The organism is Streptomyces sp. NBC_00457, assembly GCF_036014015.1.
GTDB lineage: Bacteria > Actinomycetota > Actinomycetes > Streptomycetales > Streptomycetaceae > Streptomyces.
In genome coordinates, this window is record NZ_CP107905.1 from 4,564,271 (window position 1) to 4,579,640 (window position 15,370).

Annotated in this window: 14 protein-coding genes; 7 read left to right on the forward strand and 7 right to left on the reverse strand. The window is 67.8% G+C overall.

What is annotated here, in order from left to right; genetic code table 11:
• Positions 1-217: 217 nt before the first annotated feature.
• The 4 genes from OG828_RS20505 to OG828_RS20520 all read right to left on the reverse strand — a co-directional run bounded on the left by OG828_RS20505 (position 218) and on the right by OG828_RS20520 (position 2,840).
• Complete coding sequence (locus OG828_RS20505; protein ID WP_328501953.1) at positions 218-1,651, reverse strand: NAD(P)H-hydrate dehydratase; 1,434 nt, start codon at positions 1,649-1,651, stop codon at positions 218-220.
• Positions 1,652-1,706: 55 nt separating this feature from the next.
• Entirely contained in the window at positions 1,707-2,078 is a 372-nt protein-coding gene (locus tag OG828_RS20510; RefSeq protein WP_328438989.1) for a holo-ACP synthase, read from the reverse strand.
• Positions 2,075-2,365: a hypothetical protein gene (locus tag OG828_RS20515; RefSeq protein ID WP_328501954.1), complete on the reverse strand. Its 291-nt coding sequence runs from the start codon at positions 2,363-2,365 to the stop codon at positions 2,075-2,077. The genes OG828_RS20510 and OG828_RS20515 overlap by 4 nt, the downstream gene beginning before the upstream one ends.
• Before the next feature lie 64 nt (positions 2,366-2,429).
• Positions 2,430-2,840 (reverse strand): ATP-binding protein, encoded by a 411-nt coding sequence (locus OG828_RS20520; RefSeq protein ID WP_328501955.1) that lies wholly within the window; start codon positions 2,838-2,840, stop codon positions 2,430-2,432.
• A 231-nt stretch (positions 2,841-3,071) separates the two neighbouring features.
• Between OG828_RS20520 and OG828_RS20525 the strand changes: the two genes are divergently transcribed.
• Both OG828_RS20525 and OG828_RS20530 read left to right on the forward strand, forming a co-directional pair.
• Positions 3,072-3,875 (forward strand): helix-turn-helix domain-containing protein, encoded by an 804-nt coding sequence (locus OG828_RS20525; protein ID WP_328501956.1) that lies wholly within the window; start codon positions 3,072-3,074, stop codon positions 3,873-3,875.
• Between the two features lie 7 nt (positions 3,876-3,882).
• Complete coding sequence (locus OG828_RS20530; RefSeq protein ID WP_328501957.1) at positions 3,883-4,104, forward strand: DUF397 domain-containing protein; 222 nt, start codon at positions 3,883-3,885, stop codon at positions 4,102-4,104.
• Here the strand turns inward: OG828_RS20530 and glmS are convergent.
• Positions 4,065-5,912 carry a glutamine--fructose-6-phosphate transaminase (isomerizing) gene (glmS, locus tag OG828_RS20535; RefSeq protein WP_328501958.1) on the reverse strand — a complete coding sequence of 616 codons (1,848 nt, stop codon included), beginning with the start codon at positions 5,910-5,912 and terminating at the stop codon, positions 4,065-4,067. The genes OG828_RS20530 and glmS overlap by 40 nt on opposite strands.
• A 763-nt stretch (positions 5,913-6,675) precedes the next feature.
• On the opposite strand from glmS, the gene OG828_RS20540 reads away from it, so the two are divergent.
• The 4 genes from OG828_RS20540 to OG828_RS20550 all read left to right on the forward strand — a co-directional run bounded on the left by OG828_RS20540 (position 6,676) and on the right by OG828_RS20550 (position 12,497).
• A complete protein-coding gene (locus OG828_RS20540) occupies positions 6,676-11,070 on the forward strand; it encodes a ricin-type beta-trefoil lectin domain protein (RefSeq protein ID WP_328504906.1) in 4,395 nt (1,464 codons plus the stop codon).
• Positions 11,063-11,485, forward strand: coding sequence for a hypothetical protein (locus OG828_RS20545; protein WP_328501959.1), 423 nt, complete (start codon positions 11,063-11,065; stop codon positions 11,483-11,485). Before OG828_RS20540 ends, OG828_RS20545 begins: the two co-directional genes overlap by 8 nt.
• Before the next feature lie 316 nt (positions 11,486-11,801).
• A complete protein-coding gene (locus OG828_RS49570) occupies positions 11,802-11,891 on the forward strand; it encodes a hypothetical protein (protein ID WP_443062421.1) in 90 nt (29 codons plus the stop codon).
• A gap of 132 nt (positions 11,892-12,023) precedes the next feature.
• Positions 12,024-12,497 (forward strand): SMI1/KNR4 family protein, encoded by a 474-nt coding sequence (locus tag OG828_RS20550; RefSeq protein WP_328501960.1) that lies wholly within the window; start codon positions 12,024-12,026, stop codon positions 12,495-12,497.
• A gap of 260 nt (positions 12,498-12,757) precedes the next feature.
• On the opposite strand, the gene OG828_RS20555 is transcribed toward OG828_RS20550, so the two are convergent.
• Complete coding sequence (locus OG828_RS20555) at positions 12,758-13,126, reverse strand: hypothetical protein (RefSeq protein WP_328501961.1); 369 nt, start codon at positions 13,124-13,126, stop codon at positions 12,758-12,760.
• 119 nt (positions 13,127-13,245) lie between these two features.
• Between OG828_RS20555 and OG828_RS20560 the strand changes: the two genes are divergently transcribed.
• On the forward strand, positions 13,246-13,869 hold the full coding sequence (locus OG828_RS20560; RefSeq protein WP_328501962.1) for a TetR/AcrR family transcriptional regulator: 624 nt from the start codon (positions 13,246-13,248) through the stop codon (positions 13,867-13,869).
• A 75-nt stretch (positions 13,870-13,944) separates the two neighbouring features.
• On the opposite strand, the gene OG828_RS20565 is transcribed toward OG828_RS20560, so the two are convergent.
• On the reverse strand, positions 13,945-15,297 hold the full coding sequence (locus OG828_RS20565) for a hypothetical protein (RefSeq protein ID WP_328501963.1): 1,353 nt from the start codon (positions 15,295-15,297) through the stop codon (positions 13,945-13,947).
• Positions 15,298-15,370 lie beyond the last annotated feature (73 nt).

Sequence of the window (15,370 nt, forward strand, 5' to 3'; positions counted from 1 at the left end):
GCAGCCGCCCGCCAAGCTGCGGGCATACGTGCCGCGGGGACGGTGCCTGTCCGCCAAGCTGCGGGCATGCGTGCCGCCTGGGGCGGCACGGGTGGGCGCAGGCGGCACCCCGTAAGCGCCGGGCTGCGCGACCCACCCCGCCTCAGCCCTCACGCCGCCGCAGCGCGACCTACCCCCGCCCAGCCCTCACCCCGGGCGCCACACAGCCCACGCCCCCTCACCCCCGTACATCCCTCCACGCCCCCGGAATCGCCTCGGCAACGTCATGCGCCCCCACCGGCGCCCCATCCGCCGCAAACCGCCCCGCCAACCCATGCAGATACGCCGCCACACTCCCCGCATCGACAGCCGAAAGCCCCGCCGCCAGCAAAGACCCCGCCAGCCCCGACAACACGTCCCCACTCCCCGCGGTCGCCAGCCAAGCCGTCCCCGTCGGATTCACCCTCACCGCCGCCCCACCCCCCGCATCCACAACCAACGTCGTCGACCCCTTCAGCAACACCGCCGCCGCATACCGCCCCGCCAACTCCCGCGCGAAGAACAGCCGAGCCCCCTCGACCTCCTCCCGCGCAACCCCCAACAGCGCGGCGGCTTCCCCAGCATGGGGAGTCATCAGCGTCGGCGCGTTACGACGACGTACGACATCCGGATCCGCAAGCCGCAACCCGTCCGCATCCACCAGCACCGGCACATCCGCCCGCAACACCTCCCCCACAGCCGACGCATCGTCCCCGGCCCCAGGCCCCACGACCCACGCCTGCACCCGCCCCGCCTGCTTGGGCCCCTTGTCGGACACCAGCGTCTCGGGGAAACGGGAGATCACGGCATCCGCGGCCGGCCCGACGTACCGCACGGCCCCGGCCCCACCCCGCAACGCCCCCGCCACAGCCAGCACCGCCGCCCCCGGATACCGCGCGGACCCGGCGGCGATCCCGACGACGCCCCGCCGGTACTTGTCGCTCTCCCCGCCCGGCACCGGCAGCAGCGCCGCCACATCGGCGTGCTGCAAAGCCTCCAACTCGGCCTCGACAGGCAGTTCGAGCCCGATGTCGACGAGCCGTACCGACCCGGCGTACTCCCGCGCCGGATCGATCAGCAACCCCGGCTTGTGCGTCCCGAAGGTCACGGTCAGATCGGCGCGGATGGCCGCACCCCGCACCTCACCGGTGTCGGCGTCGACGCCACTGGGCAGATCGACGGCGACAACGGCAGCAAGCGAATCCGCGACTACCGTTGCCAACGGCACCGCCTCCGCCCGCAGCCCACCCTTCCCACCGATCCCGACGATGCCGTCGACGACGAGATCGGCCGCCGCGATCAACTCCTCGGCATCCCCCGGGCGCACGGCCCGGCCACCCGCCCGGCGCAGCGCCGCGAGCCCTCCGGCGTGCGCCCGCTCGGGCGACAGCAGCACCGCCGAGACCCCCGCACCACGCCGGGCCAGCCGGGCCCCCGCGTACAGCGCGTCGCCGCCGTTGTCCCCACTCCCGACCAGCAGCACCACCCGGCTGCCGTACACCCGCCCCATCAACTGCCCGCAGGCAACGGCCAGTCCGGCCGCGGCCCGCTGCATCAACGCCCCCTCGGGCAGCCGTGCCATGAGTTCCCGCTCGGCAGCCCTGACCGTCTCCACGCTGTACGCAGTACGCATGGAATCGAGTCTCTCTCGAAACGGCCACTTCTTCAGGTCACGGAGCGCTCGCCCACTACGCCTCAGCCACGACCACGGCAGAGGCCACCCCCGCGTCATGGCTCAACGACACATGCCAGGACCGCACCCCCAGCTCCGCCGCCCGCGCCGCCACCGTCCCCGTCACCCGCAACCGCGGCTGCCCGCTGTCCTCGACGAAAACCTCGGCATCGGTCCACAGCAGCCCCGCCGGCGCCCCCAACGCCTTGGCCACCGCCTCCTTGGCCGCAAAGCGGGCGGCGAGCGAGGCGACCCCCCGCCGCTCCCCACTGGGCAACAGCAACTCACTCTTCAAAAACAGCCGTTCAGCCAGCCCAGGCGTCCGCTTGAGCGAAGCCGCGAACCGATCGATCTCGGCCACGTCGATACCGACCCCGATGATGCTCACCCGGGCACTCTACGACCCACCGGGCGCCCCGGACCGGTCCCCGGAACCTCCGAGTCCTCGGCGAACAGGTCCTCGGCCCGCCCGACCGTGCGGGATCGCTCCAGCCAGGCGTCCATGCGGTCGAGATCGGTGCAGCTGGTGATCCGCTCGCGCACACTGTCCGATACGGGGATACCACGCACCTCCAGCACGGACAGAATCCCTTTGGCCTCGCCCTCTGCCTTGCCTTCCCGGTAAGCCGTCTCACGGACAGTTCCCCGACCGGGGAAGTAGCTGACGAACGACATGTCTTCCTTCCATGCAGGCACCGTAGATTGATCACTGGGCGGACTGCCCGGAAGCGGGAAACGTTCACGCCGCTGAAGTCAGCTCACACCACACGTATTTGCCGCGGTTGCCGTGTCTGGTCAGCGGCTGCCAGCCCCACACATCGGCGCAGGCCCGTACGAGAGCCAGCCCGCGCCCTTCCTCGGCTTCCCCGAGTTGCTCCAACCCCCCTGGCGGTTCCGGCGGTTCGGGATCCGCATCCCACGCCCCGATCCGCAGCACACCAGCCGCCCACCGCACCCGTAGGGCCGCGGGCCCCTTGGTGTGGCGTACGGCGTTGGCGATCAGCTCGGTGGCGAGAAGCTCCGCGGTGTCGACGAGGCTGATGAGGCCGTGCATGGTGAGGATGAGGCGGAGGGTGCGGCGGGAGACGGTGACGGCTCGGACATCGTTCGGGATGTAGAGCGTGTACTCCCAGGGCTCGGTTTCGGGCATGCGTGAGCTCCGTTCGGGGTGGTGGGAAGGTGCGGTGGCAGTGCCGCAGCCGTCGTGGCAGGACGGAGCGGTGCGCTTCCGCAGCGTGCTCCTTTCATCACCGACAGTAGATCTAAATCTAGAGACGCAGCAAGCCGATCGCGTAATCTGACACCGAACGAGTCGCGCCCATAGGCGCGTTGAAGCAAGGAGCCGTCGAGAGCTTTGAGGCGCGAACCGACAGCACGCCAGATGCGACTGGCGACCGAACTGCGCAGACTCCGTGAGGCGGCAGACCTCAACGCCCGCCAGGCGGCAGCACTGCTCGGAGTGAGCCCCGCCCAGATCACCCACATCGAATCGGGCCTCGCGGGCGTGAGCGAGCAGCGACTTCGCCGCCTCGCATCCCATTACGCCTGCACGGACGACGAGTTCATCAACGCCCTCGTCACGATGGCCACCGACCGGACACGCGGCTGGTGGGAGCAGTTCCGGGGTCTGCTCCCCACGCCCTTCCTGGACCTGTCCGAGCTTGAGCACCACGCCCGGTTCCTACGCCACGTGGCAATCCTGTACGTGCCCGGCCTGCTGCAGACGGAGGACTACTCGCGTGCCGTCTTCTCGTCCAGACTCCCGGAACTGACCAGTGACGAAGTCGAGTTGCGCATCCAACACCGAAAGGCCCGTCAGGATTTCACCGTCCCGTACGAAGCGGTGATCCACGAGGCGGCACTTCGGATCCGAGTCAGCGACCGCGCCGCCGCAAGGGCCCAACTCACCCGACTCCTCGGGCTCTCCGAAGCAGACCACATCACCGTGCGCGTCATCCCCTTCGACCTGGACGGCTTCGCGACAGCCTCCAGCACGATGACGTACGTGGGCGGCCCCCTACCCAAACTGGACACCGTGGTGCGCGACGCACCCCATGGCTCAGTACTCATCGATTCCGAGGCTCAGCTCAACGTTTATCGAACGCGCTTCCGTAAGGTGGAGGCTGTATCACTCGACCCTGAACCGTCGCGTGACTTCATCCACAAGCTGGCGAAAGAGCTGTGAGGCATCCATGACCACCTCCGACAACTGGCGGAAGTCGTCCTATTCGGGTGAGGGCGACGGCAACGAGTGCGTAGAGGTCGCCAACTCCCCCACCCACATAGCCATCCGCGACACAAAGACCCCGGCCAGCGCGACCATCACCTTCCCGGCCGGAGCCTTCACCACCTTCATCGAAGCCCTAAAGCCGGCTCACTCCACCGTCACCGACTTCGCCAGGTTCCGAGGCTGATCCACCTCGTTCCCCCGGGCGGTGGCCAGCTCACACGCGAACACCTGAAGCGGCACCGTGGCCACCAACGGCTGCAGCAACGTCGGCGTAGCCGGAATCCGAATCAAGTGATCCGCATACGGCACCACCGCCTCGTCCCCCTCCTCCGCGATGACGATGGTCTGCGCCCCCCGCGCCCGGATCTCCTGGATGTTGGACACGATCTTGTCGTGGAGAACGGACCGCCCCCGAGGCGAAGGCACCACAACCACCACCGGCAGATCGTCCTCGATGAGGGCGATCGGCCCGTGCTTCAACTCCCCCGCCGCAAAGCCCTCGGCGTGCATGTAAGCAAGCTCCTTGAGCTTCAACGCCCCCTCCAGCGCGACCGGATACCCCACGTGCCGCCCCAGGAACAACACCGTGTCCTTCTCGGCAAGGGTGCGCGCAAGCTCCCGTACGGGCTCCATGGTCTCCAGCACCCGCTCGACCGCACCGGAGATCTCGGACAGGTCCCGGATCACGTCCCGGATCTCGTCACCCCATTTGGTCCCGCGCACCTGCCCGAGATAGAGGGCGACGAGATAGCAGGCCACGAGCTGTGTCAGAAAGGCCTTGGTCGAAGCGACGGCCACCTCAGGACCGGCATGGGTGTAGAGAACGGCGTCGGACTCACGGGGAATGGTCGACCCGTTCGTGTTGCAGATGGCCAGCACCTTGGACCCCTGCTCGCGGGCGTGCCGTAGGGCCATCAGCGTGTCCATGGTCTCGCCGGACTGCGAGATCGCGATGACGAGCGACTGCGGGTCGAGGATCGGATCCCGGTACCGGAACTCGCTCGCCAGCTCCACCTCGCACGGAATCCGCGTCCAGTGCTCGATGGCGTACTTGGCGATGAGCCCGGCGTGAAAGGCCGTACCGCAGGCCACGATGACGACCTTGTCGACTTCCCGCAGCACCTGAGGAGCGATCCGCACCTCGTCCAGCGTCAGCGAACCGGCCGCATCGATGCGGCCCAGCAACGTGTCGGCGACGGCCTTCGGCTGCTCGGCGATCTCCTTGAGCATGAAGTAGTCGTAGCCGCCCTTTTCCGCGGCGGACGCGTCCCAGTCGACGTGATACGACCGCACCTCGGCGGGCCGCCCGTCGAACCCGGTCACGGTCACCCCGTCCCGCCGCAACTCGACGACCTGGTCCTGCCCCAGCTCGATCGCGGACCGCGTGTGAGCGATGAACGCGGCGACATCGGAGGCGAGAAACGCCTCCCCCTCCCCAACCCCCACCACGAGCGGCGAGTTCCGCCGCGCCCCCACCACCACATCGGGCTCATCCGCATGCACGGCGACCAGCGTGAACGCCCCCTCCAACCGCCGGCACACCAGCCGCATCGCCTCCGCGAGATCGGCGCAGGACGAGAACTCCTCGGCGAGCAGATGGGCGACGACCTCGGTGTCGGTCTCGGAGGCCAGCTCATGCCCCCGCTCCTCCAACTCGGCCCTCAAGAGAGCGAAGTTCTCGATGATCCCGTTGTGCACGACGGCGACGCGCCCCGCGTTGTCGAGATGCGGATGAGCATTCGCATCGGTCGGCCCCCCATGCGTGGCCCACCGCGTATGCCCGATCCCCGTCAAACCGGTCGGCAACGGCCGCTCAAGGAGTTCCTTCTCCAGATTGACCAGCTTCCCGGCCCTCTTCGCAGCCGCCATCCCACCGTCCGAGAGCACGGCGACACCCGCCGAGTCATACCCCCGGTACTCCAGCCGCTTCAGCCCGGCCATCACCACATCAAGCGCCGACTGCGACCCCACGTATCCCACGATTCCGCACATGCGCGGCAGCCTACGACCGAACCCACGCCCGAAACGGCCTCCGCCTGCCCGATTTCAGAAATTCCCACCACAGTACGAACGCTCCGCCGAGCATCTGCCCGAAGCGCAGACACACGCGACATTCAGCCAGTTCTGACCGACATGCAGCCCTCCCTCTCCCCTCCACTTCACGTGACACACACAAATAACTCGCAAGTCACGCACGACATTTACATGCCCGGGAGTGCGACCACGGGAGGCGCGACTTCGCGCCAGGCCCAGGTGCGATCGGGCTTACCCCCTGTTACATGCCCATGACGCACGCCTATCGTGATCGCCGCGCGCAGCGGAGCTGACCAGCCCGCCATCGTGCGCGTCAATCGGCGACCGGGGGAACAGCGTCGCCACACGGGGAGGGACCACTTCGTCATGCCTGCGCATCTGCTGCCATTCGCACAGACCGGCCAGAGCCGCACAGTGCGCTGTCCCTGACCCGCACCGCACAGTTCCCCCTCTCTTCGGGCCTCGCCCGCCCCTATGACGAAGAAGGGATGCCCTCTTGCGCTTCAGACCCAGACCAGGACACCGCATACCCAAACTGCGAAAGACCCGGTTCCTGACCCCCATCGTGTCGTCCGCTGTGGCCGTGGCCGTGCTGAGCGGCCTGGCCGTCCAGTCCGTCCCGCCCGACCGGGACGCGGCGGACGGCAGCACCCCCGTGGCAGACAGCTACGACGGCTTCGACGCCACGGCGGCTGAACAACTCCGCCAGGACCAGTGCCTGATGGCCGACGCGCTGCGCACGGGCGGCCGGGCCATGTTCAGCACCGCTCAGGCCGCCCTCGGCCAGACTCCCGACAAGCTGCGCACCGCGGCCAACCGCGAGTACTGGAACGACACCCCACTGTCCAAGGCGTTCGACCAGGACCAGGCCGCCGCGGACGCGGAACAGTCGGCGCTCGCAGCCCGCGTCAACGCATGGCACAAGCCGCTGGAGGGACTGACGACTCCGGCCGGTTTCACCGAGACCGACTTCCACTGGCCGCCCGGGTCGCCCGGTGACGGGAAGGAGGACTTCTACGCCCAGACCGGCCTGACGAAGTGGATCTCGGCCCGGTTCTGGACGGACGAGAGCGACTTCTACAAGGATCCGACGGCGAAGGCCGACGACAAGACGGTCAAGGCCGTCACCGACCTGGGCACCCCGCTCTACGGCCAGTCCCCTGACTCGTCGCTGCCCACTCCCGAATGGCAGCAGGCGTACGCGGAACACCAGGCCTGGAAGAAGCTGACCGACGGGGCGTTTGAGCCCATGAGCGCGGACAATGCGCGTCTCTTCCTTTCCTCCGGCGGTTTCCCGCGCACCGCGTCCGAGCCGGGCACCGTCGAACACCGGATCGCGGTCGAGGATCTCAAGTCCCGGTTCGCGGCGTGCGCCTGGCGCACCCCGATCGACCCGAGCAAGGTCCTCGGCAAGGAGGTTGCCGCCGCGTCGGCGGAATGGCAGCAGGAGATCACCTCCCAGGCAACGCAGCGCAACCAGATCCTGGACGCCAACGAGGACGCCACCAAGGCTCTCGCCGCAGGCTCGAAGACGCTGGGTGAGTTGCTGGGACAGTCCTGGACGGCCGACCGTCTCGCGCGCTGGCAGGACTACTGGTCTCCGGGTGGGCCCGGCTGGGTCGGGGATGCACCGGCAGTGATCGAGGTCCATGCCGCTCAGGGCAAATGCCTGGATGTCGAGGGGGGAAAGAAGGACAGCGGTACTCCTGTCCAGCTGTACACGTGCAACGGTTCGGCGGCGCAGAAGTGGAAGGTCTACGGCGACGACAAGGGCCTGCACCTTCAGAACGTCAACTCGCTGAAGTGCATGGACGTGTCGAACAGCGACTCGGCCAACGGCACGAAGATCCAGATCTGGACGTGCAACAGCAGCCCGGCGCAGACGTGGGAGTTCAACCTCCGCGCCACCACCAGCCTGCGTAACGTCGGCACCGACAAGTGCCTCGACCTGCACGAATACGCCAACGGCCACAACTCGTGGCTGTGGACGTGCAACGGCAGCGGCCCGCAGCAGTTCGACGTCGAGCCGACCGGCCACAACGGCACGGTTCCACCGAAGGCACAGTTCGACAAGGCCAAGGCCGGCATCGCGGCCAGCCAGGCGGGTGCGGCGAAGCAGCTGGCCGTGCTCAAGACGGAGCTCGCCGTCGCGAAGAAGGCCGCGTCCACCAGCGACAGCGCCGAGCAGGCCGCCTACGCCATCGCCGACGGCAATGGTGCGCCCCGGGGCCGCGGCCTGCTGGTCGGCCAGCAGAAGGCTCAGGTCACCAAGGGGGCGGTCGCCGCACTCGAGGCGATGGTGAAGGCCGGCGAGACCGCTGAGGCCGCCACCCGCGCCTCCGGCGGTGACAGCCAGACCATTGCTCAGCGTGCGCTCGCACAGGCCGCGCAGGTGAAGGCGGAGTTCCGCAAGAAGGCCGCTGAGACGGCCGAATTGCAGGCCAAGGCCGCGGCCGACGCCGCGAAGGTGCACCGCGACAACGCCAAGAAGGACAAGGAGACCGCAGAAGCCAAGCTCTCTGTGGCCCTCAAGGCCGAGGGCGAGGCCAAGGCAGCCGCCGCCGACGCCCACGCCAAGCGCCTGGCTGCCGAGGCCGAAGAGAAGACGGCGAAGGCGGAGAAGGAGAAGGCCGCCGCCAAGCAGGCCGAGGCCGCGCAGCACAAGAAGAACGCCGAGACTGAGGCGACGAAGGCGAACAACGCCAAGAACGAGGCCGAAGCGTCCGAAGCCACGGCGGTCGAGAAGAAGAACGCCGCCATCAAGGCCCGCGACCACGCCAAGGCGATGCGGGACGACGCATGGGACGCCGAGCAGAAGGCCGCCGCCGTCCGCGCCAAGGCCGACGCGAAGGCCGCATACGCCGATTCCCTGGACGCCGGCGAGGCAGCAGACGCCGCCAGAGCCGCCGCCAATGACGCCGACAAGCACGCGGACGATGCCGAATCGGCCGCCACCAAGGCGCGCTCGGAGGCGAACGCAGCGACCAAGGCGGCTGAAGAGGCGGACGCGGCGGCCACCCGCGCCGAGGCCGCCGCCAAGCGGGCCCGAGCCGCGGCGGACGGCGCGCAGGCGGCGAAGTTGAAGGCCGATGCCGCGGTGAAGACCGCGACGAGTGCCGCAGCGGACGCGATCAAGGCCTCACAGCACGCTGCGTCGGAAGCGCGCGCGGCGGTGAAGCTGGCGGACGAGGCGGAAGCGAAGGCCAAGACCGCCAAGTCCCATGCGGACGAGGCGCGCAAGGAAGCCGCCAAGGCGGTACTGGCCTCGGCAAAGGCCGCGGGCTTCGCCCATGTCACCGCCCAGGCGGCGGTGAACGCCGGGAAGGCGGCCGCGCAAGTCGCCAAGCCGGCCAATGACGCCATCCAGCTCGGCTCCCCGTATGTCACCACCGACTCGGCCGCGGGCCTGGTGGTGCTGACGGGCCAGGCATCGAAGTCGATCGCAGAGCAACAGAAGGCCGTCGCCCAGGCCCACGCCAAGAACGCCCAGGAGGAGGCTGCCGCATCCAAGGCGATCGCCGACCAGGCGGAGGGCGACGCTAAGGCCGCTCACCAGCACGCAGCGAACGCCGCCAAACACGCCTCGGACGCTCGCGGCTACGCGAACGAGGCCCTCGGCTACGCCGCCGAGGCCGCCACGGCCGCATCCAAGGCCACCGCGTCACTGGCCCGCACCATCGAGTACGACCGCCAGGCCACCGTGGACGCCGAAGCCGCCGACAAGGCAGCAGGCCGCGCCGAAAGCCACGCCAAGGCGGCCCGCGACTCCGCCGACCAGGCAGCCCTCGACGCCGAAGCCGCCCGCACGGCCGCCTCATTGGCCGAGGAGGCCGCCAAGGACGCCCGCGCGGCAGCCGACCGCGCCGACACGGCCGCGACCGAGGCGGAAGAGGCGGCGAAGGACGCCGACAAGTACGCCAAGGAGGCCCAGGAAGCGGCCGACCGGACCGAGAAGCAGGACAACGCGCATCAGATCGAGACGGGAACCGTCGTCGACGAGAACGGCGCCGCCATCGGCAACATGTTCTACGTCGTCGACCATCTCGAGACGATCGGCGATCCGCAGGTCGTGAAACAGACGGACGGCTGCGAGGGGTGGATCGACAAGCTCTTCTACAAGGGCGACTGCACGATCACCTCGAAGATCCGGTTCAAGGCGGTCCTCGACCTGTACATGTGCACCGCCGAAGACCTGGACCTGGAGCGGTTCACCTGCCCCTCGGGCGCGACGACGTACCTCGGCGAGCACCCGACCAAGGAACTGTCCACCGAGGTCACTCGCAACATCACGATCGCGGAGTACAACAAGAACATCGACCCGGTCGACATCCTCTTCGGGGGCTGGATCAAGTGCGTCCAGAAGCTCACTCCCGGCGGAGCGGGCGGAAGCTGGGGCGGCTGCGCCTGGGCGGCCGTTGACGTCGCCAGCCTCTTCGCAGGCAAGATCCTCAGGCCCATCGCGGACGCGGTGAGGTCGTTGGACGCGGCCGCACGGACCGGCATCGGCTTCGCCGACGCCTACAAGGCCCTGCGTTCCATCGGCCTGGCCGACGACGTCGTGCTCTCGATTGGGATCAAGGGACTCGACGGAATCGTCAAGACCTGTCTCAAGAGCGCCCGCACACCTCTGGCCTCACGAGCGGCAACGACCGCCGCGGGATGCCCCACGGGGGTAATCCGCTACAACAGCGACGACTTGAGTAAGTTGGCCTACAAGTTCAGGAAGGATTCCGGATTCTACGAGGGGGATCACAACGTCGCTGTCGCGGAGGTACCGGGATGGAATGGCAAAAACGGTGACTTCATAGTCGCCAGTAGCGGCTTCAACGGCCACTCGGAGACAACGATTCTGGCAATGCTGAAGGAAAAGGGATTCACGGGCGAGAACATCAAGGCTCTGTACACTGAGCGGCAACCCTGCCCCAAGTGTGCCGATGAATTGACCGCCAGCCTCAAACCGGGCACACCGGTCACCTGGTCGGTCCCTTACCACCCTGACTACGCGGACGCGGCAAGGGAATTGCTGGACAGGTACGTCAGGCAGGCCGACGGAAGACGTGCATCACGTGCTGCGACGACCGATCAGCAGGGCGAGGAACGAGAGACCCATGACTGAACCCGAATTCGACGTGCACCCGAAAGCCTCGCCGGAGGTCATCGAGCAGCGCCAGGCGCTGGCCGAGCGGGTGTGTCGGGAACTGCAACGTGCCGGTCTTCCGGTGTACCGGGGCGACCTCAGCGGCGGGCCGCAAAGTCGGCCCGGCGCGGACGTACACGTAGCGCCCTTCGTCGAAGGCGGGGTGTACGTGGACTGGCGCACGGAAGCGGAACTGAAGGACGCCGCTCTTGATCTCTTCGCGCAAGGAATCGACTACTCGAACCCGCCTCGGGTCGTCCGCCACCACAAAACGGTGCTCAATCAGATGCAGGCTGCTCTTCTGGGGATTCTCACCTCGGCGGGATTCGACGTCGAAGAACCAGACAGACACGGCCACGGGAGCATGGTCCACGTGATAGGCCTCCAGCCCTGATCCATCCATGTGCAGGCTCCGCCGAAACCAAGTTGCAGGGTCTCGGCGGGGCCTGCTTCAAGCTGAGCGATGGTGCGGTGGGCCTCTCCGCCGAAGCTCGCCTCAAGTCTTCGCCCGATAAGCCCGCGTAGCAGCGCGATCCCCTCACACACAGTGGCGGAACCACAAAACTTGCGCCAGACCCCGAATTACGACGTCGTAGCCACCTCCGGCATAGCGTGGCCCACGCCAGCCGTCACCGCCCGATGCAACTCGCACAGTTAAAGATCTCTACACGTCGCCCTAGCAGAAGGAGCGCCTGAGCAATTTGGAGTCGATGCGGAACGGCAGGCCCCCGTACAGTCCGGACGACAAGCAGATGCGGCTTCACCACATGCTGCAGAACCAGGTCCGATCGCCGAGGTGACCTGCTCGATCCAGTCGACGAAAAGCGAAACCATCCACTGGAAGTGCGGGACGAAGATCCTCAGCGGGATCGACCACCCGAGCTTCAAGCGCGGGAGCGGTACTGGGCCAACCGAGCGAAGGACTTCGGCGGATGACGGGCATCGAAGCGAGCCGACAGGTCATCGACTTGGTTCGCGCCAACGAGGACAGGGCAAGGCGCCACCAGGGCTGTTCTCCCGACATGATCGCCCGTGCCGAGCGGGAGATGGGCCTGACGTTCCCGCCGTCGTACCGGCTCCTGATCGAGGAGTTCGGCACTTGGGATGTGCCGCCCACAGAGTTCCTCGGTGTCTACGAGACCGAACGCGCCGGGGATGTGCTCCTGGGCTCCGTGGCCGAGACCCTCGACACCCGGGCCACCGTCGGCATGCCGCCGGAACTGATGGTGGTCCTGCTCGACGACGTGTGGTTGTTCGCCGTGCTCGACACCTCCCAGCCCGACGACGACGGCGAGTACCCCGTCTTCACCTGGAATCCAGGGGCCCTGGACGGCGGGCTGATGGAGAAGATCGCGGACAGCTTCGGAGAGTTCGCGCTCAAGGAATGCCAGCAGAATCTGAGCTGATCCACTCCGCAGGACCGACAACGGACAGGGGTCCGCATCTGCGCGACAAGACTCCGAGCCCCCTCACCGCCGAGGAAGTCGGGGCGTCGGGATCCTCACAACGGCGGGTTTTCAGGACAATGCCCCGGCTGCCCTCGGCGTCGACCACATCACCGGCTCCGCTACCGCCCCACCCAGCAGCAGTCCGCCGAACAGTAAGCGACTTGTTGGTGTGGTGGGCATTCTCACGACGCCCTGAACCGCTCCGGAGTCGGTGGAGGCTAGTGGGAGTGAGTGACGGGTCGTCGGGTGAGGGCCTCGCTCTGGGCAGGCAGGCCGATGCGCCAAGAGAAGATCACGGTCATGACCAAGCTGATCAGTGCGGGTATGAGGACCCCGACTCCCACCTCGTCCCGGACGAAATTGGAGAACACAGCCACCGTGAACACGCCGGACGCCAGTGCGAACGCGGATGCGAGCACCGGCACCGCGCGCCCCGCCGACAGCCCCGCAGCGGCGATCAGTGCGGCGCTCACCAGCACATCGGGGGCGACGAAGGCGCTCTCCACATCGCTCACGAGCAGATTGACGAGCGTTCCCAGGCTGATGAGGGCAGCCACGCATCGGCCGACAGTAAGGGTGGTGGGCATTTTCCGCCTCCTTCGGATCGGCGGCGCGCTCAGCGCCACAGCGACTACTACTCTGTCTACAGCGTAGACATGGTGAAGGCGGGATGTCTACGGCGTAGACACGGTGCGAGACTGGAGGCATGGCCAAAACTCGCTTCCTCACCCCCGAACTGATCGTCCGTAAAGCCCTGGAGGTGGGCGATCGCGGCGGTGCGGAGGCGATGACGATGCGCCGGATCGCAGCGGAGCTGGGATGTGACCCCATGGCGCTCTACCGGCACTTCGCGAACCGTGAGGCCCTGTTCGACGCCGTTGCCGACCTCGCCGTCGCCGAGGTGAGGGACGCCGACCTCCGGATGCCGTGGGATGAGCGCATCTCAGTGACCGCGGACGCCATCCGCGAGGCCGCGCTGAGGCATCCGGGGATCACCGCGCATCTGGCCGCGCGTCCGCCCATGGGAGAGAACGGGCGGCGGATCGCCGTGGGCATGCTGGGTGCGCTCGGGGCGGCCGGGCTGCCGTCGGCCACGGCGGTACGAAGCTTCCAGACACTCATCGCCTACCTGGCCTCGTCGCTGGCCATGGCGGTCCAGGCGGGGGTGCGGGACCGGCGCTGGGAGCAGGTACGCGACATAGTGAGCGAGCTGCCCGGGGCCGCCGCCCCGGGCGAGGAACTGTTTGTCGTCGGGTCAGCCGAACAGTTCCAGTTCGGGCTGCGGCTGCTGCTGGCCGGCATCAGGGCAGAGGCCGCGGCTGGTCGATGACCGACCGTCTGCGGACCGACCCAAAGGACGTCCCGACGCATCAGCGACTGTAGGACGACGTCTTCCTTGACCTGGCTACGGAGTGCATCGATCGCGGACTGACGTGTCAGGGTCGATGCGCTCGTCCTCGAGCCCGGGCAACCGGTCGTCGATGTGATCCTCGCTGTAGCCGAACCGTTCCCCGATCACCATGTAGCGGGTGCGCTGGGCTTCGGTGATGGGGACGTCGCACGCGTGGAGAATCTGGAGGAGGAGGCGGAAGCCCAGGTCGGGGTCGATGGCTGTGACCACGTCCTTCAGCGCTGCCACAACGCCCCGGACAGCGGCGGCGTCAGTGCTCGCGATCTTGTCCGTCAACACCGGGGTGACCTGCTGGACCTCCCGCAGAACCGTCTTCGCCAGCTCGGCCCGGGCAGGCGAGACGAGGGGCGTGTAGACGGGGTCGACATCCTTCAGTCGCTCTCTGCACACCTGCGCGACCTGTTCGAGCCATGCCCGCCCGTCGGCGTCGAATTCGTCGGGATAGTTCCACCGCCCCGAGGCTGCCCGCCACAGCGCGGTGACCGCGTTGCCGGACAGTGTGGAGCCCAGCAGACGTTGTACGTCCTCCAGCAGTACCGCCGCCTGCGAGCCCGGGCCGTCTCCGAGGTCACGATGGGTGATGGTCCGGATGTTCTCCAGCACGGTGCCCTCATACCGCCACGCGTCTTGCCAGAACACGGCCGCGAGCATGGGCAGGCCGAAGCGGCCGAGCTCGAAGTCACGCCGACTTGGGTCGATGGGTGGCCATCTCACATTCAGATCGTCGTAGACGGCTGCCGTGGGGTAGGCCAGTCGTTCCCCGATCTTCAGAAGCCGGTCGTACTGGTCCTTCCCGACCGGCACGGAGTACGCCTTCGCGGCGCGCAAGAACAAGCGGAATCCGAGGTCGGCGTTCAGCTGGTTCACGACCTGCCGCAGCGCCGGAACGATGTCCGGTACCGCGACGGCGCGTTCCAGTCCGGCTGCAGCCTGGTCGATCTCCGCCGCCACGGACCTGCGCAGCTCCTCCTCCGTCACCACCGGTCGCACCTCGTCCAGGGCTTTCGCTTCGCTTGCATGAAGCTCTCGAGTCTGCGGCGGGCACACATCCGAGAGGCGTCGCAGCCACGTGCGCAGGCCCGTGCCCTCCTCGACCGGGTCGAAGCATCTTCTTACGGCGGCCAGCCACACGGCGTGGATCACCGTGTCCGGGAGGGGGGAATCCAGCAGAAGGCGTACATCCTCGCCGAGCCGGTCGTCATCGTCCTCTGCAGCCGCCGCGGCGAAGGCGGTCACCACCGGCTCGTCGAGACGAAGAGCCGTACGGGAAAGCAGCTTCCGGGCGAAGCCACTGATCCCGAAGTCCGCCCCGTAGTCGACGTAGTACACCTCGCGTACCTGTGCCATACAACCTCCTGCGTGGCGGGGGTACCCCTCGAGGCGAGGGGTGCCCCCGCTCACCGGCTACTCGGTCAAGCGG